This is a genomic window from Streptomyces sp. NBC_01515, assembly GCF_045040345.1.
GTDB lineage: Bacteria > Actinomycetota > Actinomycetes > Streptomycetales > Streptomycetaceae > Streptomyces.
Map to the genome: position 1 here is coordinate 6,463,866 of NZ_CP109416.1, position 23,396 is coordinate 6,487,261.

Below are 23,396 nucleotides of genomic sequence, written 5' to 3' on the forward strand. Positions count from 1 at the left end.
TCTCCGCCCGTGTTCCCCATGCGGGGGAGCATACGGGCGGCGACCGGCGCCCGCCGTGATTAAGGTGCCAGCAGCTCCAGTTCCGCCGCCAGGTTGTAGCGTGCCGTGGCCTCCCATACCGCGGCCCCGTACGGCGTCCTGAACAGCCGTGGCAGGGCGAGGAGTTGCCGCAGGATCGCCGAACGGCCGTCCCGGAAGGCGTCGTTGGGGACGAAGTGGTACTCCTCGCGGACGGCGGCCGTGTAGGCGGCGTACACGGACGGCGGCGCGGCCAGGATCGCGAGGTCCGCGTCGCACAGCACCTGGCCGTCGCGGTCGTCGTCGGCGGGGTCGTGCGTGACGGTGAGCCGGACCAGGCGGGCGACCTCGGAGGTCCTCGCCTCCGGCACGCCCGCCTCGGCCAGCGCCCGCTCCGCGAGCCGCGCGGACCGCTCCTCGTTCTCGGAACGGTCCGGGAGATACACCGCGTCGTGGAACCAGGCCGCGAGCCGTACGACGTCCGGGTCGTCCGCGTGCTTCTCCAGCACGTCGATGTGGTCGAGGACCGAGGTGAGGTGGGTGAGCGTGTGGTAATGCCGCTGCGGCTCCTGCCAGCGGGCGAGGAGATTCTCGGCGTACGGCGAGGGGTCGGGACCGCCGTCGGGTGCGTGGGTGGGCGTGCGGGCGCCTTCGAGGGCGCGGGTCCAGCGGGCGCGGAGGGCGTCGAGATCGGCCATGCCCCTTATTTTCCTCCCGCGGCCGCGCCCCTAGCGTGGAACGCATGACTTACGCCGACACAGCACACGAGGTACGTGACCCCGAACTGCCCGGCCGCCTCCTCGCCACCGAGCGCGACGCCCTGATCCCGCTGCTCCGCTCCCGCCCCGACGAGGACTTCGCGCTGGCGACCCTCGCGTGTCCGGGCTGGACCGTACGGGACGTGCTCGCGCACTGCTCGGTCGCGCTGACGCGGGTGGTGGAGCGCCGGTTCGAGGCGGGCGTGTTCTCGCCGGCGGCCAACGACCGGGACATCGCGGAACGGGCCGACTGGACGAACGCGCAGGTCGTCGACGAACTGGAGCGGGGCATGACCGGGGCGGGCGCGTCGATCGCCCGCGCGGGCGGCGCGCTGGACGCGGTCGCGCTTGGTGAGTGGGTGCACGCCGGTGACGTACGGGACGTTCTCGGCGTGCCCGGCGCCTATGGGGGTCAGGGGCTGGGGTCCGCTCTAACCCTTCTCGGCCTCGTGACCCGTCAGAAAAACCATCGGCCTCTGCACGCCGACCTCGACGACCTGGACGATCCCCTGCGCCTGGGCGACCCCTCGGGCGACCTGACCCCGGCGCGCTACATCGGCGCCGCGCCCACGCTCGTACGCCTGTACTCGGGGCGGCCGGTCCCGGACGGGGTGGCGTACGAGCTGGCGGGCGCGAGGGCGGAGGAGCTGAACATCTTCGGCTGACGGTGCGGTGCCGTGCCGGGGCCTCGTCGACGGGGGCGATCTCGCGGCCCCCGGCCCTCCCGCGTACCCTGAGATTGGACTAGACCTGTAGCCGCTCCAGGGAACACGACGGAAGGGGTCCTATGAGCACGCGTGCAGTCCTGGAGGTGATCGCTCTCGGCGCCGAGGACGCGGTCGCCGCCCAGGCCGGAGGCGCGGACCGTCTCGAACTGGTCACCGACATGGCGGCCGACGGGCTCACCCCGCCGGTGGAGACCTTCGCCGCGATCCGCGCCGCCGTCGACATCGACCTGCGCGTGATGCTGCGCCTCGCGGACGGGTTCGCCGCGGGTGACGTGGACCGGCTCGTCCGGGTCGCCGGGGAGCTGCGGACCGCCGGTGCCGACCAGTTCGTGCTCGGGTTCCTCGACCCGGACGGCTGCGTCGACCTGGACGCCGTGGAGCGGGTCGTCGCCGAACTGGACGGCTGCGCCTGGACGTTCCACCGCGCGATCGACCGCGCCGCCGACCGCGACGCCCTGCGCAAACAGCTCGCCGACCTGCCGGGCCTGGACGCCTACCTCACCGCCGGTTCCGCGGACGGCGTCGACGACGGCCTCCCCACCCTGCTCCGCGAGGCGGCCCTGCGCGGCGAACCCGGCTACGAGCAGCGCATCCTGGTCGGCGGCGGCCTCCGCCTCGACCACGTACCGACCCTGCTCGCCGCCGGAGTCGACGCCTTCCACATCGGCGGAGCCGCCCGCCCGGAGGGCTGGGACCGGCCGGTGTCGGCGGCAGCGGTGGGCGAGTGGCGGGCGGTGCTCGACCGAGCGTGAACCGCCCGTTCCGCTGACCGCCCTTGCCGCCGACCGCCCTTTTCGCTCAGGCGAGTTGGGGCGGCAGCGGCGCCCTGTGCGTGACGATCAGGCCCGACACCGCTCGGGTCAGGGACACGTACAGGCGCCGCAGGCCGGTGCGTTCGTCCGGTTCGCCGTCGACCACGGCCTGCGGCTCGTCGAGGACCACGTAGTCGTACTCCAGGCCCTTCGCGAGCGACGCCGGGACGAGGGTCAGACGGGTGTCTACGGTCGTCTCCTCGCCCGGGTCGATGTAGCCGATGCCCGCCGCCGTGAGCGCCTCCGCCAGTTCGGGGATGCGGGCGTCGGCCGCGATCAGGCCCGTCGAACCCTCGTTGCCCAGCAACTCCTCGCAGGCGGCGACCACTTCCGCCGTAGCGGTGGTCGCGCGGAGGTCGAAGAAACCCGGGTTCTCACGGACCGACGCGACCGGGGTCAGACCCGGCGCGATGTGGGGGAGGAGCCGGGAGGCGTACGTGATGACATCGGTCGGCACGCGGAAACCGGCCGTCAACTCCTCGATCATGCCGTCGGATTTGCCGAGGTGGGCCAGCGCCTCGTCCCAACTCCGGGTCGCCCAGGGCGTGGTGCCCTGCGCCAGGTCGCCGAGGACGGTCGCGGAACCGGTGGTGCAGCGGCGGCCGACCGCCCGGTACTGCATGGGGGAGAGGTCCTGCGCCTCGTCGAGCACGACATGCCCGAGCGAGTGCGTCCGCTGCACCAGGTCGGTCGCCTCGTCGATCAACACGGCGTCCGCGGCTGACCACTTGGCGGCCTTCACGCTCCGCACGGCCCGTTTCCCAGATCCGGGCAGCGCCCAGAGGATCGTCTTCTGCTCGTCCTCGTCGAGGATCCCGTCCGCGTGCGCGGCGAGGAAGTCCGCGTCGGTGAGCAGCCGCAGCACGAGCTTCGCGGGCTCGACCGGCGGCCACACCGCCTTGACGGCAGCCTTCACCGCGGTGTTGCGGGCCACCGCGTCCTGCACCCGGTCGTCCGGCGCCTCCCCGGACCGCTCCATCTGCACCAGCACGGCATGCGCGATGCGCTGCGGAAGGGCCTCGCGGGCGGCGCCGTAACGGATGTCGCGGTCGAGCAACTCCCGCACGATCGCTTCGAGTTCGTACGCCGGTACCCGCCAGCGGCGCGAGCCGCGCACCACCATCACCGGCTCGGTGGGGATGGTGACGTGCGAGTAGATGGCCCGGCGGAGGACCTCGGCCATGCGGGCGTCGCCCTTGATGACGGCGGCCGGTGCCTCGTCGGTGCCGCGTACCTCGACGTGCGCGACCAGGTCGTCGACCGTGCCCTGGCGGACCGTCAACTCGCCCAGCGCTGGCAGGACTTGCTCGATGTAGTGCAGGAAGGACTTGTTCGGCCCGATGACGAGGGTGCCGGTCCGGGCGAGCCGCTCACGGTGGGCGTAGAGGAGGTACGCGACCCGGTGCAGGCCGACGGCGGTCTTCCCGGTCCCGGGCCCGCCCTGCACGCACACCGTCCCGCCGAGTCCGGACCGTACGATCTCGTCCTGCTCGGGCTGGATGGTCGCGACGATGTCGCGCATCGGGCCGACGCGGGGCCGCTCGATCTCCTGCTGGAGCAGCTTGCTGGTGGCGGCCGCCTCGGCCGGGTCCATGAGGTGCTCGTCCTCGTACGCCGTGAGGTCGCCGCCCGTGTAACCGAAGCGGCGGCGCAGCGAGATGTCCAACGGGTCCTTCTTGGACGCCCGGTAGAACGGCTGCGAGACCGGCGCACGCCAGTCGATGACCATCGGGTCGCCGTCGGCGTCGTGCACATGGCGCCGCCCGATGTAGAACTGCTCGCCCGCCGCGCCCTCGGCCTGTTCGGCGCCGGGTGAGTGCAGGTAGTTCAGCCGGCCGAAGAAGAGCGGGGTGTCGCTCAGGTCGGCCAGCGCCTTGATGCGGTCGTCGATCTGGCGGGAGAGGACCTCGGCGTTGACCCAGTTCGCGGTGACGTCCTTGATGTCGAGCGACTGGACGTCCTCGCGCATGGCGCGCAGTGCGGAACGGGAGGAGGCCAGGTGGGAGCGTTCGCGAGAGAGCGGATCGTCGGCGGGCGTGGACAAGGGGGTGCCTCCGGAGGGCCTGCTGATGCGGCTGCTGGGTGTGTGCTCGGTGGGATACCGGCCGGTTTCCGTCCGGGCGGTGGCACTCCCTGCGGGGAGGCGGGCAAGAGCGGAGATTCTAGGTCAGGGCAACTGGCGGAGGCGAATGGTTTTGCGGCCGCGTTGACGCCCGCGTGCGTGTCCCCTAGGGGACGACCCCTCCACCCAGGAGGGGAACGGGTCCGCCCGGAGGCGTACACGGGCGGCCCGGAGGTTGGCTCTCTGGACCGATGCCGACCTTATGTCCCAAGACGCACCATGGAGACATGAGCGCAGCAACCATCACCCCGGTCCCCGTCCGCCCGACCGGCGCCACACCGGCCACCGGCGGCAGCCACCCCCATCGCCTCGGCAATGCCCTCCGCGCGATAAAAGTGTTCGCGGGCGCCGCGTTCAGCGTGGTCGTCCTCGGCGAGTACGGCGAGGAAGCGGGCGTTCGCCGTAAGTGACCACCGGCTCCGCCCGCTTCACCCCGCTCCGCCAACTTCACCCGCGCCCCACCGTGATGCTCAGTTCTCCGCGAGGATCTCGTCCGCGTCCATGATCCGGTAGGCGTACCCCTGTTCCGCGAGGAAGCGCTGGCGGTGGGCGGCGAAGTCCTGGTCGATCGTGTCGCGCGCGACCACCGAGTAGAAGTGGGCCTGGTGCCCGTCGGCCTTCGGCCGCAGCACCCGCCCGAGGCGCTGTGCCTCCTCCTGACGCGAGCCGAACGTCCCCGACACCTGGATGGCGACGGTCGCCTCCGGCAGGTCGATGGAGAAGTTCGCGACCTTGGAGACCACGAGCACGCTGATCTCACCCTCGCGGAAGGCCCCGAAGAGCTTCTCCCGCTGTGCGTTGGAGGTCTCGCCCTTGATCACGGGAGCGTTCAAGTGCTCGCCCAGCTCGTCGAGTTGGTCGATGTACTGCCCGATGACGAGGATCTGCTGACCGGCGAACCGGCGCACGATCGCCTCCGTGACCTTCCGCTTCGTCGCGGTGGTCGCACAGAAGCGGTACTTCTCCTCGGCCTCGGCGGTGGCGTACGCGAGCCGCTCGGACTCCGTGAGATTGACGCGCACCTCGACACAGTCGGCGGGCGCGATATACCCCTGCGCCTCGATCTCCTTCCAGGGCGCGTCGAACCGCTTCGGCCCGATGAGGGAGAACACGTCCGACTCCCGGCCGTCCTCACGCACGAGCGTCGCGGTCAGCCCGAGCCGCCGCCGCGCCTGCAGATCCGCCGTGAACTTGAAGACGGGCGCGGGCAGCAGGTGCACCTCGTCGTAGAGGATGAGCCCCCAGTCCCGGGAGTCGAAGAGCTCCAGGTGCGGGTAGACGCCCTTCCGCCGCGTCGTCAGCACCTGGTACGTGGCGATGGTGACGGGCCGGATCTCCTTGCGCGTCCCGCTGTACTCCCCGATCTCCTCCTCGGTCAGCGAGGTCCGCTTGATCAGCTCGTGCTTCCACTGCCGGGCGGAGACGGTGTTGGTGACGAGGATGAGCGTGGTCGACTTGGCCTGCGCCATCGCCCCCGCACCGACGAGAGTTTTCCCCGCCCCGCAAGGCAGCACGACGACACCGCTGCCACCGTGCCAGAAGTTCTCCACGGCCTGCTTCTGGTACGGCCGCAGCGCCCACCCGTCCTCGTCCAGCTCGATCGCGTGCGCCTCGCCGTCGACGTACCCGGCGAGGTCCTCGGCCGGCCAGCCCAGCTTCAGCAGCACCTGCTTGATCTGGCCGCGCTCGGAGGGGTGCACGGCGACCGTGTCGGGGTCGAGCCGGTTGCCGACGAGCGGGGCGACCCGCTTCGACCGCAGGATCTCCTCCAGCACGGGCCGGTCGGTGGTGGTGAGGACGAGTCCGTGAGCGGGGTGCTTGCTCAGGGTCAGACGGCCGTAGCGGTCCATGGTCTCGGCGATGTCCACGAGCAGCGCGTGCGGCACCGGATACCGGCTGTACTCCACCAGCGCGTCCACGACCTGCTCGGCGTCGTGCCCGGCGGCCCGCGCGTTCCACAGCCCCAGCGGCGTCACCCGGTACGTGTGGATGTGCTCGGGCGCCCGCTCCAGCTCGGCGAACGGCGCGATGGCGCGCCTGCACTCGTCGGCACGCTCGTGATCGACCTCAAGGAGAAGGGTCTTGTCGGACTGGACGATGAGGGGGCCATTCACGCGCGACTGCCTTTCTGCGGGGCTCGCCGGGCCTGGAGGACTCGGGGCGGCCAAACGTCCAGTGTGCACTATCGGCCGATGATCACGGCGGCGCTCTGAGAGGGTGAGGCGATGGGAGAGCTGGGGGTGGAGGCGTTGGGAGAACTGAGGGCGGAGGCCATGGGAGAACTGGTGGACCGGGTCGACGAGCAGGACCGGGTGCTCGCGGTCGTGGACCGGGGCGAGGCCATCAAGCACCACTGGCTGCACCGCGTCGCGACGATCGTGTGCCGGGACGGGGAGGGCCGGGTCCTGGTGCACCGGCGGGCGGCGGACATGTCCCGGTTCCCGGGGCAGTACAACTTCATGATCGGCGGCGGCGCGGAGGCCGGGGAGTCCTACGAGGAGGCGGCGGCCCGCGAACTCACCGAGGAACTCGGGGTGCGGGCGCCGGTCCAATTCGCCTTCAAGTACCTGTGCCGGGGCGAGATCAGCCCGTACTGGCTCGGCGTCCACGACGCGGTCATCAGCACGGACATCACGCCCGACCCGGACGAGATCTCCTGGCACGCGTGGGTCACGGAGGACGAGCTGCGGGAGATGGCCCGGCGTCCGACGTTCGTGGCGGACTCCGTCGAGGCGCTGGACCGCTATCTGACCTGAGCCGGTCCGGGCCACCCCTTCGGCGGAAATGTGACACATGGGGGCGTGAGTGTCACATTTCTCCGGCCGCCTACCCCTCCGCCAGCTCCGCGACCCCCGTCACGCGGTGCAGCGGATACGTCCGTACCTCGTCCGCCGTGTGGTCGTACGCCGTGACGAAGCCGCCCTCCACGCGGATGGGGGCGATGACGCGCTGGCTCGCGGCGCCCTCGGCGTTGACGTAGCCGATCCAGAGGGTGTCGCCGGTGAGGACGGCGGCCTGCATGGTGGCGAGGGTCTCGGCGGAACTGGTGCGGGGGAGTTCGCCGTTCGGGGACGGGGTCGATTTGAGGGGCGTCGTGGAGGCCCGGTCGCCCGCCCTGATCGCGCGGATCGCCGCCGACAGGAGGGTCGTGTCCGGGGTCGGCGGACCGTCCGGTACCGGTTCGGGGGCCGTGCGGGGCGGGGTGCGGTGGGCGTGGGCCCGGGTGATGACGACATCGCCCTCCGCGGACTCGGCGGCCGGCGCGAAGCCCATCGCGCGCAGCCCGTCGAGGAGCGCCGCCGGGTCCGCCTGGGCCGCCAGCACGGTCGGCGCGAGGCGGCGCAGGCGCAGGCCCGCCGACCGTTTGTCGGCCAGGATCTCGCTGAGCACCGAGTCGTCGTCGCAGCGCACGTACGCCGAGGCCGCGCCGATCCGCAGATGCCCGTGCCTGCGGGCCACGTCGTCGATCAGATAGGCGAGGGGCTGCGGGACCGGCGTACGGGAGTGCGCCGTGAGGAAGTCGTGCAGGTCGGAGGCGGACCGCCCCGCGTCCAGCGCGCGGCGCACCGACCCCGGCGTGAACCGGTAGACCGTCGCCCCGCCCTTCGACTCCACGTCCGCGAGCACGTCCAGCATGTCCGCCAACGGCCGCTCCAGTGGGCCGGGGGCCACCGCCGTCAGATCGGCCTGGAGGAGGACGTGGTCCAACGGTTCGGGGAGAAGCGGCGCGAGGAGACGGGCGGCGGCCGCACTCGCCACGGCCTGTTCGGCGTGGGAGAGGGGTTCGGGAGGAGCGGGCGGGCGGTGCTGGTGATGATGGACGGGGAGCTTGTCGCCGGGGCCGGAGGGATCGGAGGGGGCTGAAGACCCAGAGGGGGCTGAGGTGACAGACGGGGCAGAGGGGTTGGCGACGCCGGAGGAGCCGGCCGCCGCGAGCCCGCCGCCCCCGCCCCCGTCCCAGTCCTCGCCCTCCACACCTCTGCTTTTGCCACTGCTGCTGCCACTGCCACCCGCCACCGCACCCCGCGGCCCCAACAAGGCCCGCCCCTGCGCCGACAGGGCCCCCCGCCCCGTCACCCCCAACATCTCCGCCTCGCTCAGCGTCCACCGAGCAAGCCGACTACGCAGATCGCCGTCGTCCCGAGCACCCCCCTGAGCACCCGCGCCCTCTGCACTCCCTGCGCTCCCCGTACTCCGCTGCGCACCCCCCGCCCCCCGAACCGGCCGCTCCCACCGCAACCGAGCCAACACAGACTCGGCAGACGGCGCGGCCCCCTCCGGAAGCCCCGCAAGCAAACCCAGCACCCGGTGCCGTACCTCCGGAGCCGCTGACCGATCCAGCCCCGGCCCCAGCGCGGACAACGTCCGCTCCTTCGCGTCCCGCCCACCCACCAGCCCCGACGTCCGGGTCCCCGTGAGCCACGCCTCCGCGAGCCGGACCCAGCGCTGCGCCGCGGGCAGCTCCAGCCACTCGTCGAGGACTGGGGTAGCCGCGTACCGCTCATCGGCGTCACCGTCGGAGGCCAACAGCCCCGCCGCATAAGCGAGTTCGACCCAGAACGCGGCGACCGGCTCCGCCACGTCCAGCGCGACCGCCGTCCGCTTCAGGTCACGGACGCTGAGCCCGCCCGCCCGCATGACGGTCGGCCCGCCCTCGTCCCAGTCCTTCAACAGCTCCTCGACCGTCGCGAGCGCGGTGTACGCCTGCCCGGCCGCCGTCGTGTCCACAACCTGTGGACGGTGCGTCGCCTTCGCCTCGACCGCGGGCGCCACCGGCTCCGTCTCGCGGTGCGCGCGCCCGGCCCGCAGGTGTAGGGCAACTTCACGTGGGAGTACGACAGTTCCCGGCGCGGTGGGCAGCAGCAGCCCCCGGTCGATGAGCCAGCGCAGCCGGGCGGCCGGTTCGGCGGTCACCTGCCCGTACGGCGGCCCCCAGACCAACCGGTTCAGCACCTCCAACGACTCCTCGGGAGCGCGCCCGAGCAGCGCCTTCATCCGCCGCCGGCCAGTGAACAGCTTGGTGAGCGAGGCCACCGCGGAAACGGAGTCATGGGTGGAGGACAGCCCGGCGGCCGTCACGATCTCCTGAATACGCCCCGGCGACATCCCCGCCGTGGCCTCCGCGACCGTGGGCCCGAGGCCGGTCGGCGACGGATGCTGCGGCGACGGAGCCAGCAGCTCACGCGCCGTCCGCACCAGCCGCAGCCGGTCGTCCGCGCCCCACACCAGCGCCTGCTCGCGCAGGGTCGCGAGGGCGCGCGGCAGCGCGTGCACGACGGCGGCATCGCGCGCGTCGCCCGCCATCAGCCCGACCAACTCGTCGTACGACGCCGGATCCGCCGCCACGGCCAGCGCCTCCGCCGTCTGCAGCGCGAAACGGTCCAGCCGCTCCAGCGCCCGCACGACCGACCCGCGCGTACCGGCCCGGGTCGCGAGCTGGGTGAGGTCGGTGGGCACAGGCGTGATGAGGTCGGGGCGGCTGCGCAGCAGCGCGGCCAGGGACGCGTCGTCCCTGGTTCGGAGTGCCTCCGCGAGCGAACGGGGCGGCGTGGCCGGGGTGCTCATCCGACCCACGGTAGCGGGTGCGACGGCCGGACCGGTGCCGCCCACCCGACAGCGCCCGCCCGGGGACGCCCCGCACCTTCGGCCGAGGGCACCCCGTACGTGGGCGGCGATCACTTCGCGCCCGGGGCCGATGACACCCCGCGGCGGCCACCCTCTCCCCGGCCGGGGGCCCGTGCGCGTACCGCGATCACTTCCCGCTCGGCCCGCGAACACCCGCCCCCGTACAGCGCCCGCCCTCACCCGGACCCACCTCGGCACCTCGGGCGGGGGCACCCGTGCGCGTCCCGTGTGGGCGCGGCGCTCCCCTCCGCCCCGCGCGAAGACGAACCCGCGCACCTACGGCGCCCACCCGCAGCCCTCGCCCTCATCCGGCGCCCGCCCCCGCCGTACCCCCCGATGTCCGGGCCGACACGACGCCCGACCTGCGCTACGGTCGTTCCGGCGGGGTATCCAACGCACCCGCCCCGGAGGGGACTTCGTGGGTATCGAGAGCGATCAGGTCGTCTACGAGTATCTGAGCCGCGTCGGTGACGTGGCTCAGCAACGGCAGCTGCCCTCGGTCACGCGCATGCGGCTCGTGTCCGAGTTGCGCAACGAGATCGACCGGCGGCGTGCCGGGTCCACCGTCGACACACCGGCCGCCGTCCAGCGCATCCTGAAGGGCCTCGGCAGCCCGGACGAGATCGTCGCCGCGGCCGGCACCGGCGCCGGTGTTCCGCAGATGCCGACCGCCTCCGTCCCCGTACAACGGGACCACGAGGACGATCTACGGCCGAAGGGCCTGCGCCGGGTCGTACCGCTCCCGCGCACCCGCCTCACCAAAGCCGCACCCACTCCTGAGGCTCAGCCCGACAACTCCGCCTCCGCACCGCACCTCGCGAGCGCGTCCGACCTCGGCGCGAGCGTCCTGCAGCCCGACTGGTGGCGGCCGGAGAACGGCAACGGGTTCGCGCTCGGCGACAGCGTGCCCGGGTTCACCGGCGGGGTGGAGATCCCCGAACTCCTCAAGCCCCCGCCGCCGAAGGAACCCCCGAAGGAGACGCCGAAGGCACCGGAGCCGGTGGCCGCCCCGGTGATCGAGCAGGCGGCGGAAAACCCGGCCCGCCGACGCCGCATGGTCCCCCGCTTCCCCGCCGGACGCTGGTCCAACCCCCTCCTCCTGATCGCCGCCGCGCTGCTCGTCGTAGGCGCCGTACTCGGCAACTGGTTCGCCCTGCTGCTCGGTTGGCTCATCGCGTACGCGTCCCGGCGGCTGACCGACGCCGAGACGAAGGCGGCGGTGATCGGCCTGCCGACGGCGGCCGTCGCGGCCGGGATCGTCTGGCTGTGGGGCAGGAACGAGGGCCGCTGGGGCACCCCCATCGCGCACGGTCACATGAGCGACGCGATCGCGGAGACCTGGCCGTGGGTGGTGCGGGGCGCGGCGGTGGCGTCGGCGCTGTACTTGGTGTGGCGGTCGCAGCGACAGCGGTAGCGCGGTCGGTGGGCCCGGGTCCAGTCAGCGGGCCCGGTGGGATTGTCGTAGGGACTGGGCACAATGGCCCGTATGAGCCCGCACCCTGAGCCCGCCCTGACCGTCGGCTTCGATCTAGACATGACCCTCATCGACTCCCGGCCCGGGATCCACGCCGCCATGCTGGCGCTGGCGGAGCGGACGGGGACGTACATCGACGCCGATCTGGCCGTCACCCGGCTCGGGCCGCCGCTCGGGGACGAGTTGATCAACTGGTTCCCGGCGGACGAGGTGCCCGCCGTGGCGGACCTGTACCGCGAGATGTACCCGTCGTTCGCCGTCGCCGCGACCCCCGCGATGCCCGGCGCCCCCGAGGCGATCGCGGCCGTGCGGGCGGCCGGCGGCCGGGCGGTCGTCGTCACCGCGAAGTACGAGCCCAACGCGAAGCTGCACCTCGCCCACCTCGGCATCGACGCCGACGCCGTGATCGGCAACCTGTGGGCCGAGCAGAAGGCGGAGGCACTGCGCGAGGAGGGCGCGAGCGTCTACGTCGGCGACCACGTCGGGGACGTACGCGGCGCCCGTACCGCCGAGGCCGTGTCGGTCGCGGTGGCGACCGGCCCGTGCGACGCGGACGAACTCCGCGCGGCCGGGGCGGACGTGGTCCTCGGCGATCTCACCGAGTTCCCGCGATGGCTTTCGGACTACCTTTCGGCGCGCGCCTGACGCCGCCCCGCGGCGACCGACTGGAGCACGCCTCCTGCGGCCAGCAGGAATCCGACGCCCATGAGCATGCTCAAGAGGTACATGTACGTCGGAAAAGGCGTCGTGTGGAGCAACAGCGGTACCACGGTGACGAGTGTGGCCACCGCACCGATGAAAAAGACGATGGCACCGGCACGGACCAGTCGGTCACCGGCCGCGGCGGAATTCGTTTGGGTTTTGTCGCGCACTGGACCAGGGTAGTTCCCTGCGCAAAGGAACAACCCGGCGACGTCTTGTCACCGGCCTGAAGACCATTAGCCTTGGTACCGGCGGGTCCCGACGACCCGCCGGTCTGCTATCCGAAGCAGTTTTCCGACGAGTACGAGGACGAGGACAGACGTGCCTACCGGCAAGGTCAAGTGGTTCAACAGCGAGAAGGGCTTCGGCTTTCTCTCCCGTGACGACGGCGGTGACGTCTTCGTCCATTCCTCGGTTCTGCCCGCCGGAGTTGATGCCCTGAAGCCCGGACAGCGCGTGGAGTTCGGGGTCGTCGCCGGTCAGCGCGGCGACCAGGCCCTCTCGGTGACCCTGCTCGACCCGACCCCGTCGGTAGCGGCGGCCCAACGCAAGAAGCCGGACGAACTGGCCTCCATCGTCCAGGACTTGACGACCCTCCTCGAAAACATCACGCCCATGCTCGAACGCGGCCGTTACCCCGACAAGCCCGCGGGCGCGAAGATCGCGGGCCTGCTGCGCGCGGTCGCCGACCAGCTGGACGTGTAGAAGCGACCAGCTGGACGTGTAGAAGTCCGGGAGATCTAGGGGAATTCGAGCGAGTCCGGGCCGAGGGGCGGCACCAGCCCCTCGGCCGCCGCACGTGTCAGCAGCCCCCGGATCGCCGCGTACCCGTCGTCCCCCAGCTCCGCCGTGAACTCGTTGACGTACAGCCCGATGTGCTGGTCGGCGACGCCCGGGTCCATCTCCTGCGCGTGCTCCATGACGTACGGCCGGGAAGCCTCGGGGTCGTCCCAGGCGGCCCGGACCGACGTGCGGACGGAGTCGGCGAGCAGGTTCAGCCGCTCGGCGCCGAGCGACCGCTTCGCGATGATCGCGCCCAGCGGGATCGGCAGCCCCGTCGTGGCCTCCCAGTGCTCGCCCATGTCCGCGAGCTTGTGCAGGCCGTAGTTCTGGTACGTGAAGCGCGCCTCGTGGATGACGAGCCCCGCGTCGACCTTCCCGTCCCGCACGGCCGGCATGATCTCGTGGAACGGCATGACGACGATCTCGCCGACCCCGCCCGGAACCGTGTCCGCGGCCCAGAGCCGGAACAGCAGATACGCCGTGGACCGCTCACTCGGCACGGCGACGGTACGACCGGTCAGGTCACCCGGCCCCCGGGTGAGGACCAGCGGGCCGCAGCCCCTCCCCAACGCGCCCCCGCACGGCAGCAGCGCGTACTCGTCGAGGACGTAGGGCAGGACGGCGTACGACACCTTCAGCACATCCGACTCGCCGCGTTCGGCCATGCCGTTGGTGATGTCGATGTCCGCGAAGGTCACGTCGAGCGCGGGCGCACCCGGCACCCGGCCGTGCGCCCAGGCGTCGAAGACGAACGTGTCGTTCGGGCAGGGGGAGAAGGCGATCCGCAGAGGCTCGGTGGATTCAGTGGATTCAGTGGATGCGGTCATGCCTGTTCCAACTCTCCAGTACGGGCGCGCACTTCCCGAATCCCTCCGTCAGGGCCGCGAGCGCGTCGCCGATGCGCCAGGCGGCGCGGTCGCGCGGGCCGACCGGGTTGGAGACCGCGCGCAGTTCCAGGACGGGGATGCCGTGGGCGGCGGCCGCCTCGGCGACGCCGAAGCCCTCCATCGCCTCCGCGAGGGCGCGGGGGTGGCGGGCACGGAGTTCCGCGGCGCGGGCGGCCGTTCCGGTCACCGTGGAGACGGTGAGTACGGCTCCGGTGCGGGCGCCGGCAGCAGCCGCGAGGTCTCGTACGAGTGCACTCGGCGGACGGTGGGTGACGGTCCCGAAGCCGAGCTCGGTGACCGGGACGAACCCGTCCGCGGTTTCCGCGCCCAGGTCGGCCGCGGTGATCTCGTCGGCGATCACGAGGGAGCCGACGGGCGCCTCGGGCTGGAAGCCGCCGGCGATCCCGGCGGAGACGACGAGGTCGTACGGGGTACCGGCGAGGGCGAGGGCGGTGGCCGTAGCGGCGGCGGCAGCGGCGGGACCCACCCCGGCGGCGATGACATCGACCCGGCTGTCATGCGTGAACGCCCGTGCCACCGCGTCCCGTTCGGCGGGGACGGCGGTGGCGACGAGAATCCGTACGGAGGACGGCGTGTACGCGGACGTGGTCAGGAGTCCTTCTTGAACTTGAAGGACCACAGGCCCTTGACCGTCTTGTCGCCCTCCTTGATGGAGACGACGGTCGAGTTGCCGGTCGCGCCGTACTGGGTGTTGAAGAACACGCTGCCGGGGATCGTGCGGTACGTCTTCTTGCTGGAGTCGGTCAGCGGCTGACCGTTCATCAGGATCGTCCAGCCGTTGTCGGCGATCTTCGGGTCGACACCGAAGCGCACGGTGTCGTCCGGGTCGACCGAGATCGACGTGGAGGCCTTCAGGCACTTCGGCAGGTCCGCGGTCTTCACCGCGTCGCCGTCGTTGTAGCAGGTGGCCTCGGTGTGGACCGAGTTCCTCCCGACGGTGATCGTCGAGATCGGCGTCGGCTTGTCGCACGCCGACAGGACGAGCAGTCCGGCGGAAACGGCGCCGGCGGCGGCGACGGCGCGGCGGCGTCGCACAGCGGATTGCATGGTCATGGGGCGAAGGTTATCGGGCCCGTCCAGTACTCCCCCCACGTGGGGTGCGGCGCGGCGGGCCGGGTGGAGCGGGTTAGGCCACTCGCGGGCGTCCGCCGCCCCCCTGACGGGCCGAGGCGAGCAGTCCGCGCAGGGTGGTCAGCCAGCCCAGGGCGATGACCGCGGCGGCGAGGGTGAAGCCGAGGGCGCCGTTCAGCGGCATGACGATGCCGATCGCGCCGCCGAGCACCCAGGCCATCTGGAGCATCGTCTCGGAGCGCGCGAACGCCGAGGTCCGCACCAGCTCGGGCACGTCCCGCTGGATCAGCGCGTCCAGGGACAGCTTGGCCAGCGCCTGGCAGAACCCGGCCGTGGCCGCGAGACAGGCCACCAGGGCCGCGCCGAAGAAGATCGCCGCCGTGATCGCCGCGCCCAGCACGACCGCCATCACCGTCACGATGATGAGTTCCGGGGCCCGTTGCCGCAGCCAGGACCCGACCGCCGTACCGAGCGCGTTGCCCACGCCCGCCGCGACGGCGACGATGCCCAGCGACACGGCCGCGCTCTCCCCGGTCATCGGATGCTCGCGCAGCAGGAACGCGAGGAAGAACGTCAGGAACCCGGAGAGCCAGCGCAGCGCCGCGTTGGCGCCCAGCGCGTGGGTGACGGCGAGGCCGACCGTGCGCAGCCCCGGACGCTTGACCTCCTTCGGATGCGGGCCGTGCAGATGGTCCTCGTCCGCCGCGAGCAGCGCCGTGTCCTCGCCCTTGGCCGAGTCGACCTTGGGGTCCAGGAAGAAACACAGGACCGTACCCGCGACGAAGATCACGAAGGCGCCGTAGAGCGGCCAGGGGTCGCCGATGGCGTGCAGGCCGCCCGCGATCGGGGCGGCGACGCCGGTGGCGAGGAGCCCGGCAAGGGTGACTCTGGAGTTGGCCTTCACCAGCGAGATACGGGGTGGCAGCAGCCGGGGCACCACGGCGCTTCTGACGACGCCGTACGCCTTCGAGGCGACCAGGGCGCCCAGGGCCGCCGGATACAGCTCCAGGCTGCCGCTGGCGACCGCGCCGGAGATGATCAGCGCGAGGAGGGCACGGGCCAGCATCGCGGCGGCCATGGCGGCGCGCCGCCCGTGCGGAAGTTTGTCGAGGAGGGGCCCGATCACCGGCGCGAGGACGGTGAACGGGGCCATGGTGATCGCGAGATAGAGAGCGACCCGCCCCCGGGCCTCGTCGGTCGGGACGGAAAAGAAGACCGTCGAGGCGAGGGCGACGGTGATCATGACGTCGCCGGCGCCGTTCACCGCGTGCAGTTCGATGAGCCGGCCGAGGCCCGACTCGCCCGCGCCGTGGGCGTGGGTCGCCTTGCGGATGCCGCGGGCGGTACCGGTGACGGGGAAGTGCAGGGCACGACCCATCGCGCGGACGGAACCGCTCACCCGGCCCGAACCGCCACCTCGGATGTTCCCCTTCGTGCCACCGATCCCGGTGGCACCTTGGGGCGACCTCGCGGCTGCCACCCCGTCATAGTGCCCCGAGAACGGCGCGAGTAGTGCGGTTACCGCGCGTATGGAGGCGTACGGGCGTGGATTCCGAGCCGATGCACAGGTCCCCGGGGGCCGTCGCACAGGTCTCGGTCCGGCCGTCGCACAGGTCTCGGTCCGGGCGCCGCGCAGCGCCCAAGAGGCCGTCGGTGTGGGCGCATGGCGCGGGAGAAGGTAGCGTGCGTAGCGCGCCGTGGCGATTGTTCTCGGCCGCGCGCCTCTCGGCCATCCCGCAGAATGGATGGCGTAGGCGTGCCCGAGCGCGATCGGGCGCGGACGTCGACGCGGCCCTCCACCAGTGCCCCCAAGGGCCTGGTACATGTCTTTCAGCCGCTCCGTCCGCTCCCTTCGTCACACCAGGCGCACCCGTGAGACGGCGTAGGAGAGAAGCGATACCTGTGAGCGCAGCGACCACGCGAAGCCGCACCCCCGACCGCCTGTGCGCCGAGGCCGTCGACCTCGCCCGTGCCGCAGCCGAGGAGGCCGCCGCACCCGGTGTGGTCGGCGAGCACGCCGGCTTCGAATCCGACGGCGACCGTGTGGTCACGCACTTCTTCGAATGCAAGGAGTTCGGCTACCGGGGCTGGCGCTGGGCGGTGACGGTCGCGAGGGCGTCCCGCGCGAAGCTGGTCACCCTGGACGAGGTCGTCCTCCTCCCCGGCCCCGACTCCCTCCTCGCCCCCGAATGGGTCCCGTGGAGCGAACGCCTCCGCCCCGGCGACATGGGCCCCGGCGACCTGCTCCCCACCGACGCGGAGGACCTCCGTCTGGAGCCCGGCTACACGGGCGAGGACGAGCCCCCGCCGAACTCCGCGGTCTCCGAGGAGATGGCGGAACTGGTGGAGTCGGAGGACGCGGAGGTGACGGCCGGGGCGCCGTCCGCTCTGCCGGTCGCCCCCACCCGGGGCTCGATCGCGGCGGTGGCGGAGGAACTGGGCATCCGCCGCGCCCGGGTCCTCTCCCGCTACGGCCTCCACGTCGCCGCCGACCGCTGGGAGGACGGCTTCGGCCCGAAGACCCCGATGGCCCAGGCAGCGCCCGCGGCCTGCGTCAGCTGCGGCTTCCTGGTCGCGATCGGCGGCTCCCTGGGCCAGGCGTTCGGCGTCTGCGCGAACGAGTTCTCCCCGGCGGACGGCCACGTCGTGTCCCTGTCCTACGGCTGCGGCGGCCACTCGGAAGCAGCCGTCATGCCCAAACCGCCCCACCCCCCGGCCCCGGTGATCGACGAGACGATGGTCGACCCGTTCCCGCTGCGCCCTGCGGCGGACTCGGGGTCGGTGTCGGTGGGGGCGGACGAGGAAACGGCGGAGCTGGGGCACTCGTAGGGTCGAGGAGGCGGGGTCCTGCTGGTGCGTACCGAGTTCCCTGAAGGGCATGCGGTTCTCTTCGGGATCGACGGGAAGATCATCCTGACCCCGCGGAGCTATGAGCACTCCAGCACCATCAGTACGGCCGCTACGGCATCCCCGTCTACCTGATCGTGGACCCCTACGCGCGGGAAGTCGTCCTCCACACCCAGCCGACCGGCACGGGCTACATCGCTGCCCACACCCACAAGTACGGCACCGGCAAGCTCCCCATCCCCTTGGGAGACGGCCGCACCTGCACGCTCGACCTCGACGAACTCCCGGTTCCGGAGGATTGAGCGGGTTGGTTCAGGGCTTGGGCTCCCTGGTCTCCCTGTCTCCGTAGCGCGGCAGATTGTCCGTGGAGATCGTCCAGTCGCCGATGGTGACGTCCTCGCCGTAGACGAAGTCCTTGCGGGTGGCGTAGCGGGGGCCGTCGGGGGTGGCGTGGATGTCGGTGAGGACGGCTCCGGTACCGGTGCGAGGGTCGAAGACGGCGTAGGCGGGGATCCCGATCAGGGGATAGTCGCGCATCTTGCCGACCCAGTCGTTGTCCGGGTTGGAGCGGGAGACCACTTCGATGGCGGCGATGAGTGTGTGCGGGTCGAACGAACCTGGGACGTCCATGTCCGCCCACGCGATCACCATCACATCCGGATGGCGCATGACGCCCTCGGCTTCGCCTTCCACGTCCGGCGTCCCCGTGTGAGCTACCAGTTCCTCCGGCATGGCCTTCTCCAGGCGCTTGCGCAGATGGAGCGTGGTCAGCTCGTGCGGACTGCTGCCCGCCGTCATGTCGTGGACGATCCCTTCCTTGGTGATCTCGAATTTGCCCGGGATGGTGTCGTCCATGGACTCAAGGAAGTCCCTCATGGCCCGGTACTGGTGGGTGGCGCCCTGTTGCGCGTTGTCCGGGGCGATGGTCATGGCGCTCGCTCCTCGTGGTCCGTGCCCAGGTACAGGGATCGTCCCCTTCATGCTGGGCGGCCCCCGGAAGATCGGTTCGGCACTCATGGCAGTGTCCCGGGATCGGTGAGCGGAAGGCGCGGTCGCAGCCTTCGCAGTTCTGGAGCGGGTGCCGTACGGCTGGTGGCGGGGCCGGGGCGCGGAACGGTGGTGGGGGCGGGAGTTGGGCCGTCAGACGGTGGGCCAGGAGGGCTGCGGGGCGGCGTAGGGGGTCGGGTGGCAGGTCCGTGATGAGCGCGTGGCGTACGGCAGAGGGGCCGACCTCCCGCTCCAGCCAGGCCGCGACTCCCGGCGCCAGGTGGGCCGTGTCGCAGGCCGACAGGAGCAGGCGGGGATCGTGGCGGCGGAGGCCCGTGAGGAGGTCCGTGGCCTGCTGGATGAGCGCGGGGGAGGGGTGGGCCGGGCGCGGTACGGGAGGCAGTGCCTTACGGGGTGTGTGCTTCTTCGGCTTCTTCAGTGCTGCCGGGGCAGGGCTGTCCCTACGGCCGCTGCCGGGCTGGTTGCACGAGATCGTGCGGGTGACGATACGGCCGTCGGGGACCCGGTGCCGTTCGCGACGCAGGCAGCCGTGGGTCTCCAACTCCCGTAACGCGGCGGCGATTCGGGTCGTGCCCTCCGGGAAGCGGGCCGCGAGGGTCTTGATGTCGACGCGGGCGCCCGCCGGGAGCGACTGGATGTGGACGCCGAGTCCGATCGCGAGCCCCGACAACTCCGGGTGCTGGGCGAGGTGGTTGCCGATCACCGTGAAGCGGGCGGTGTGGCGGGCGTTGTCGTGCGTGAGTCCAACGCCGGGCTGGCCGCGCCGCCGGTTCGTGTGGTTCGAGCGGTTGTCGGCGGCGTGCCGGGACTGGGCGCGCGGGGGCGCGCCAATGTCGTACGTATCCATCGGGAAGGTCTTGTCTTCCTAGGTGGTCAGGCCCTCGCCTTGGGATTGCCGTCCCGGCGAGGGTCGTCGTACACCGTCGTGGTTCTTGGGAAAAGGCGCCCCTTGCGCCGGAGTTCGGGTTTCCGGGCTTCGGTGCGTGGTCCAGTACCAGTTCCGCCCAGACCGCCTTGCGGGGACGGGTTTCGTGCACCAGCCCCTCCCCCACACCCACCCTAAAAAAATGTGACACTTCCCCATCGAAGTGTCACATTTTCACGGCGAAGGGTCCCCACCCGCCGGGAGATGCGCCTCGCCCCGCCGCCCGGACGGAGTTCGTCACCGCCGCCACGTCCCAGAAGTCCATGAACCGAGCCCAGGGACACGAACGCGTCCCCTCGCCCCCCACACCCTCCCCGGCAACCCCATCCCTCCCCGCGCGGTACCTTCATCGCGACGTCGATGAGGAGAGTGAACGTACGTGAGTAAGTTCGTGCGGCCCGCTGCCGAGGGTGCCGACCCGTTCGGGACCGCCCGTCTGCGGCGTGGGGTGCTCGATGCCTGGGCGACCAGCCCGGCCCGGTTCCGGGAGGACGCCAACGCCGAGGAGGACCTCGTCCTCGGCGGGTACCGGGACCGGCTCGTCGTCGAGCTCGCGCAGAACGCCGCCGACGCCGCCGCCCGCGCCGGTGTCGCCGGACGGCTCCGGCTCACCCTCCGCGACGGCGTCCTCTGCGCCGCCAACACCGGCGCCCCCCTCGACGCGACCGGTGTCGAATCCCTCTCCACCCTCCGCGCCTCCGCGAAACGCGACGCCGGTGACAGTGCCGTCGGCCGCTTCGGCGTCGGCTTCGCCGCCGTCGTCGCCGTCACCGACGAACCCGCCGTCCTCGGACGGCACGGCGGCGTCCGCTGGTCCCTCGCCGAGGCCCGCGCCCTCGCCGACGACACCGCCCGCCACAGCCCCGGCCTGGGCGCCGAGATCCGCCGCCGCGACGGCCACATCCCGCTGCTCAGGCTCCCGTTCGCCGCCGAGGGCACCGCCCCCGACTCCTACGACACGGTCGTCGTCCTCCCGCTGCGCGACACCGCCGCCGAGGACCTCGCCGAGCGCCTCCTCGGCGCCGTGGACGACGCGCTTCTCCTCGCCCTCCCCGGACTGACCGAAGTCGTGGTCGAGGTGGGGGACCAGGAACCCCGCACCCTCACCCGCCGCACCGACCGCGCCGACACCGTCGTGGACGACAGCCGGGACGGAACCACCCGTTGGCGTACGGTCGCCGCGCACGGGGAACTCGCCAAGGAACTCCTCACCGACCGCCCCGTCGAGGAGCGGCTGCGGCCCTACTGGTCCATCACCTGGGCCGTACCCGTCGACAAGGACGGCACTCCGGCCCGCCCCCGCACCAGCCCCGTAGTGCACGCACCCACCCCCAGCGACGAACCCCTGGGCGTCCCCGCCCTGTTGATCGCTTCCCTCCCGCTCGACACCACCCGCCGGCACGCCGCCCCCGGCCCGCTCACCGACTTCGTCGTGGAGCGCGCGGCGGACGCGTACGTCGAACTCCTCGCCGCCTGGCGCCCGGTGACCACCGGCATCATCGACCTCGTCCCCGGCCCGCTGGGCAAGGGGGAGTTGGACGGCACCCTGCGCCAGGCGATCCTGAAGCGCCTGCCGCGAACGCCCTTCCTCCCGCCCGCCATCGAGCCCACGGGCGACGACTCCGACCTGCCCGAGTCGCTACGGCCCCGCGACGCCGAGGTCGTCGAGGGCGCCGGCGCCGACACCGTGCGCGTCCTCGCCGAGGTACTCCCCACCCTCCTCCCCGCCGGCCTCGAACGCCGCGTGGAACTACGGACGTTGGGCGTCGCCCGCGTCCCCCTCGCCGACGCCGTGGACCGCCTGGCCGGCCTGGAGAAGGACCCCGGCTGGTGGCGGCGCCTCTACGACAGCCTCGCGGGCGTGGACCCCGACCGGCTCACCGGACTGCCCGTGCCGCTCGCGGACGGCAGGACGACGATCGGGCCGCGCCAAGTCCTGCTCCCCACCCCCGACTCCGCCCAGGTCGAGCCCGAAGTCCTCGCCCGGCTGGGCCTGAAGGTCGCCCACCCGGACGCCACGCACCCCCTCCTGGAGAAGCTCGGCGCACTGCCCGCCACGCCCCGCGCGGTGCTCACGACACCCCAGGTACGGGCAGCCGTTGCCGCCTCCCTCGACGAGGAGGGCGGGGCCATGTGGGACGAAGTGGCGCCCGACAGCGACGAGTTGGCGGAGACCGTTCTCGCCCTCGTCCGGGACGCGGGCCTGGAACCCGGTGACGAACCCTGGCTCGGCGCCCTCGCCCTGCCCGACGAGGACGGCGAACTCGCCCCCGCCGGCGAACTGGTTCTCCCCGGCAGCCCGTTCGCCCAGGTGATGCGGGACGACGAACTGGCCTTCGTGGAAGCCGACTTGGCCGACCGCTGGGGCGACCAGCCCCTCGCCGCCTGCGGAGTCCTCGCCACCTTCGCCCTCGTCCGCGCCACCGACGTGGTCCTCGACCCGGACGAACTGGAGCCCCGCGACAGCGACTTCGCGGAACCCGACGACCCCGGCCTCCTGGACTCCGTGGACGTCTGGTCGGAGGACGTCCTCGACCGCTTCCCCGACACCCCCGTACCCCCCGTCGCCACCGAACTCGTCGCCGTCCGCGACCTGGACCTCGTCGACGAGGACCGCTGGCCCCAGGCCCTCGCGCTCCTCGCCCGGCCCCCGCTCCGCGACGCGATCACCCAACAGGTCCGCATCCTCATGCCGGATGGCACCCACGAGGTCGTACGGTCCTACACGGCCTGGTGGTTGCGCGGCCACCCGGTACTCGACGGCCGCCGCCCGGCCGGCCTGCTCGCCGCAGGCGGCGACCCGTTGCTCCGCGGCCTCTACGACGAGGCCGACGCGACCGGCTTCGACGACGAACAGGTACTCCGGGCCCTCGGCGTCCGCACCTCGGTCGCCGCCCTCCTCGACGAGCCCGGCGGCGCCGCCGAACTCCTCGACCGCCTCGCCGACCCCGACCGCGAGGTCAGCGGCACCCAACTGCACGCCCTCTACAGCGCGTTGGCCGACCTCGACCCGGAACAGGTGACCCTCCCGGACGACCTGCGCGCCGTGGTCGACGGCGAGGTGACGGTCGTGGACGCGGCCGACGCCGTGGTCGTCGACTCACCCGACCTGCTCCCCTTCACCTCCGGCACCCCCCTCCTCCCCGTACGCCCTTCCAGGGCAGCTGAGTTGGCCGAACTCTTCCAGGTCCGCCGCCTGAGCGAGTCCGTCACCGGCGAGGTCACCTCGGAGGGCACCGAGCACGACGTACCGGAATCCGTCCGGACGCTCCTGGGCCCCCTCACCCCCGCGACCTACGTCGAACACGACGAACTCGTCGTCGACGGCGTCGAGATCGACTGGCGCCGCACCCGGGACGGCGTACTGCACGCCTCGACCCTGGAAGGCGTAGCGGCCGGCCTGTCCTGGTCGGCCGGCCAGTGGCCACGCCGCTTCGAGGTGGCGGCGCTGCTGGAAGACCCGTCGCGGACGGAGGAACTGGCCCGGGACCGGTGGTTCGACTGAGCGGGTCGACGATCTTCACGGCTGTTCCGAAAAAAGTTCACGGGTCGTACAACCATTCCCTTTCGCTGTGCATCTGATCAGCTGAGCCAACAGGCATCACGATCACTTCT

The 23,396-nt window shown here is 72.1% G+C and carries 21 protein-coding genes; 10 read left to right on the plus strand and 11 right to left on the minus strand.

The features are described 5' to 3' along the window. Positions 1–59: 59 nt before the first annotated feature. Positions 60–716: a hypothetical protein gene (locus OG407_RS29285; RefSeq protein WP_405862562.1), complete on the minus strand. Its 657-nt coding sequence runs from the start codon at positions 714–716 to the stop codon at positions 60–62. A 44-nt stretch (positions 717–760) separates the two neighbouring features. Here OG407_RS29285 and OG407_RS29290 point away from each other — a divergent pair, with 44 nt between their 5' ends. Then, positions 761–1,441, plus strand: a complete 681-nt coding sequence (locus OG407_RS29290; RefSeq protein WP_405862564.1) for a maleylpyruvate isomerase family mycothiol-dependent enzyme — start codon at positions 761–763, stop codon at positions 1,439–1,441. Positions 1,442–1,563: 122 nt separating this feature from the next. Continuing rightward, complete coding sequence (locus OG407_RS29295) at positions 1,564–2,256, plus strand: copper homeostasis protein CutC (RefSeq protein WP_365305851.1); 693 nt, start codon at positions 1,564–1,566, stop codon at positions 2,254–2,256. Positions 2,257–2,302: 46 nt separating this feature from the next. Here OG407_RS29295 and OG407_RS29300 read toward each other — a convergent pair whose 3' ends face one another. Then, complete coding sequence (locus OG407_RS29300; protein WP_405868664.1) at positions 2,303–4,387, minus strand: HelD family protein; 2,085 nt, start codon at positions 4,385–4,387, stop codon at positions 2,303–2,305. Between the two features lie 278 nt (positions 4,388–4,665). Between OG407_RS29300 and OG407_RS29305 the strand changes: the two genes are divergently transcribed. Beyond that, entirely contained in the window at positions 4,666–4,848 is a 183-nt protein-coding gene (locus tag OG407_RS29305; protein ID WP_033281206.1) for a hypothetical protein, read from the plus strand. Between the two features lie 60 nt (positions 4,849–4,908). Here OG407_RS29305 and OG407_RS29310 read toward each other — a convergent pair whose 3' ends face one another. Then, on the minus strand, positions 4,909–6,552 hold the full coding sequence (locus OG407_RS29310; protein WP_327403188.1) for a DNA repair helicase XPB: 1,644 nt from the start codon (positions 6,550–6,552) through the stop codon (positions 4,909–4,911). Positions 6,553–6,711: 159 nt separating this feature from the next. On the opposite strand from OG407_RS29310, the gene OG407_RS29315 reads away from it, so the two are divergent. Further along, complete coding sequence (locus OG407_RS29315) at positions 6,712–7,194, plus strand: NUDIX hydrolase (protein ID WP_405868666.1); 483 nt, start codon at positions 6,712–6,714, stop codon at positions 7,192–7,194. A gap of 70 nt (positions 7,195–7,264) precedes the next feature. Here the strand turns inward: OG407_RS29315 and OG407_RS29320 are convergent, their stop codons facing one another. Then, positions 7,265–10,003: a helicase-associated domain-containing protein gene (locus OG407_RS29320; RefSeq protein WP_405862567.1), complete on the minus strand. Its 2,739-nt coding sequence runs from the start codon at positions 10,001–10,003 to the stop codon at positions 7,265–7,267. A gap of 478 nt (positions 10,004–10,481) precedes the next feature. On the opposite strand from OG407_RS29320, the gene OG407_RS29325 reads away from it, so the two are divergent. Next, positions 10,482–11,477, plus strand: a complete 996-nt coding sequence (locus tag OG407_RS29325) for a hypothetical protein (RefSeq protein ID WP_405862569.1) — start codon at positions 10,482–10,484, stop codon at positions 11,475–11,477. A gap of 63 nt (positions 11,478–11,540) precedes the next feature. After that, entirely contained in the window at positions 11,541–12,182 is a 642-nt protein-coding gene (locus tag OG407_RS29330; RefSeq protein ID WP_405862571.1) for an HAD family hydrolase, read from the plus strand. On the opposite strand, the gene OG407_RS29335 is transcribed toward OG407_RS29330, so the two are convergent. Further along, positions 12,161–12,409: a hypothetical protein gene (locus tag OG407_RS29335; protein ID WP_403592152.1), complete on the minus strand. Its 249-nt coding sequence runs from the start codon at positions 12,407–12,409 to the stop codon at positions 12,161–12,163. The genes OG407_RS29330 and OG407_RS29335 overlap by 22 nt on opposite strands. A 151-nt stretch (positions 12,410–12,560) precedes the next feature. Between OG407_RS29335 and OG407_RS29340 the strand changes: the two genes are divergently transcribed. Next, positions 12,561–12,944 carry a cold-shock protein gene (locus tag OG407_RS29340; RefSeq protein ID WP_019057239.1) on the plus strand — a complete coding sequence of 128 codons (384 nt, stop codon included), beginning with the start codon at positions 12,561–12,563 and terminating at the stop codon, positions 12,942–12,944. A 35-nt stretch (positions 12,945–12,979) separates the two neighbouring features. Here the strand turns inward: OG407_RS29340 and OG407_RS29345 are convergent, their stop codons facing one another. From OG407_RS29345 to OG407_RS29360, 4 genes are all read right to left on the minus strand, one after another. Beyond that, entirely contained in the window at positions 12,980–13,849 is an 870-nt protein-coding gene (locus OG407_RS29345) for a 1,4-dihydroxy-6-naphthoate synthase (RefSeq protein ID WP_405862573.1), read from the minus strand. Next, a complete protein-coding gene (locus OG407_RS29350; RefSeq protein WP_405862575.1) occupies positions 13,833–14,549 on the minus strand; it encodes a futalosine hydrolase in 717 nt (238 codons plus the stop codon). Before OG407_RS29350 ends, OG407_RS29345 begins: the two co-directional genes overlap by 17 nt. Further along, positions 14,519–14,983: a DUF2771 domain-containing protein gene (locus tag OG407_RS29355; protein WP_266771202.1), complete on the minus strand. Its 465-nt coding sequence runs from the start codon at positions 14,981–14,983 to the stop codon at positions 14,519–14,521. The genes OG407_RS29350 and OG407_RS29355 overlap by 31 nt, the downstream gene beginning before the upstream one ends. A 73-nt stretch (positions 14,984–15,056) precedes the next feature. Continuing rightward, a complete protein-coding gene (locus OG407_RS29360; protein WP_405862577.1) occupies positions 15,057–16,481 on the minus strand; it encodes an MFS transporter in 1,425 nt (474 codons plus the stop codon). Positions 16,482–16,903: 422 nt separating this feature from the next. Here OG407_RS29360 and OG407_RS29365 point away from each other — a divergent pair, with 422 nt between their 5' ends. Further along, positions 16,904–17,830: a DUF3027 domain-containing protein gene (locus OG407_RS29365; protein WP_405862579.1), complete on the plus strand. Its 927-nt coding sequence runs from the start codon at positions 16,904–16,906 to the stop codon at positions 17,828–17,830. A 155-nt stretch (positions 17,831–17,985) separates the two neighbouring features. After that, a complete protein-coding gene (locus OG407_RS29370) occupies positions 17,986–18,150 on the plus strand; it encodes a hypothetical protein (protein ID WP_405862581.1) in 165 nt (54 codons plus the stop codon). A 10-nt stretch (positions 18,151–18,160) separates the two neighbouring features. Here OG407_RS29370 and OG407_RS29375 read toward each other — a convergent pair whose 3' ends face one another. Together OG407_RS29375 and OG407_RS29380 are read right to left on the minus strand one after the other, a co-directional pair. After that, entirely contained in the window at positions 18,161–18,778 is a 618-nt protein-coding gene (locus OG407_RS29375) for a Uma2 family endonuclease (RefSeq protein ID WP_405862583.1), read from the minus strand. After that, complete coding sequence (locus OG407_RS29380; RefSeq protein WP_405862585.1) at positions 18,708–19,703, minus strand: helix-turn-helix domain-containing protein; 996 nt, start codon at positions 19,701–19,703, stop codon at positions 18,708–18,710. The genes OG407_RS29375 and OG407_RS29380 overlap by 71 nt, the downstream gene beginning before the upstream one ends. A 457-nt stretch (positions 19,704–20,160) precedes the next feature. Here OG407_RS29380 and OG407_RS29385 point away from each other — a divergent pair, with 457 nt between their 5' ends. Next, a complete protein-coding gene (locus OG407_RS29385; protein WP_405862587.1) occupies positions 20,161–23,286 on the plus strand; it encodes a sacsin N-terminal ATP-binding-like domain-containing protein in 3,126 nt (1,041 codons plus the stop codon). Positions 23,287–23,396: the final 110 nt, after the last annotated feature.

What these genes read in the sequence shown, in the direction of transcription:
- OG407_RS29285 (WP_405862562.1), bottom strand. Translation starts at nt 716, where the DNA reads ATGGCCGATCTCGACGCCCTCCGCGCCCGCTGGACCCGCGCCCTCGAA.
- OG407_RS29290 (WP_405862564.1), top strand. Translation starts at nt 761, where the DNA reads ATGACTTACGCCGACACAGCACACGAGGTACGTGACCCCGAACTGCCC.
- OG407_RS29295 (WP_365305851.1), top strand. Translation starts at nt 1,564, where the DNA reads ATGAGCACGCGTGCAGTCCTGGAGGTGATCGCTCTCGGCGCCGAGGAC.
- OG407_RS29305 (WP_033281206.1), top strand. Translation starts at nt 4,666, where the DNA reads ATGAGCGCAGCAACCATCACCCCGGTCCCCGTCCGCCCGACCGGCGCC.
- OG407_RS29315 (WP_405868666.1), top strand. Translation starts at nt 6,712, where the DNA reads ATGGGAGAACTGGTGGACCGGGTCGACGAGCAGGACCGGGTGCTCGCG.
- OG407_RS29320 (WP_405862567.1), bottom strand. Translation starts at nt 10,003, where the DNA reads ATGAGCACCCCGGCCACGCCGCCCCGTTCGCTCGCGGAGGCACTCCGA.
- OG407_RS29330 (WP_405862571.1), top strand. Translation starts at nt 11,541, where the DNA reads ATGGCCCGTATGAGCCCGCACCCTGAGCCCGCCCTGACCGTCGGCTTC.
- OG407_RS29345 (WP_405862573.1), bottom strand. Translation starts at nt 13,849, where the DNA reads ATGACCGCATCCACTGAATCCACTGAATCCACCGAGCCTCTGCGGATC.
- OG407_RS29355 (WP_266771202.1), bottom strand. Translation starts at nt 14,983, where the DNA reads ATGACCATGCAATCCGCTGTGCGACGCCGCCGCGCCGTCGCCGCCGCC.
- OG407_RS29375 (WP_405862583.1), bottom strand. Translation starts at nt 18,778, where the DNA reads ATGACCATCGCCCCGGACAACGCGCAACAGGGCGCCACCCACCAGTAC.
- OG407_RS29380 (WP_405862585.1), bottom strand. Translation starts at nt 19,703, where the DNA reads ATGGATACGTACGACATTGGCGCGCCCCCGCGCGCCCAGTCCCGGCAC.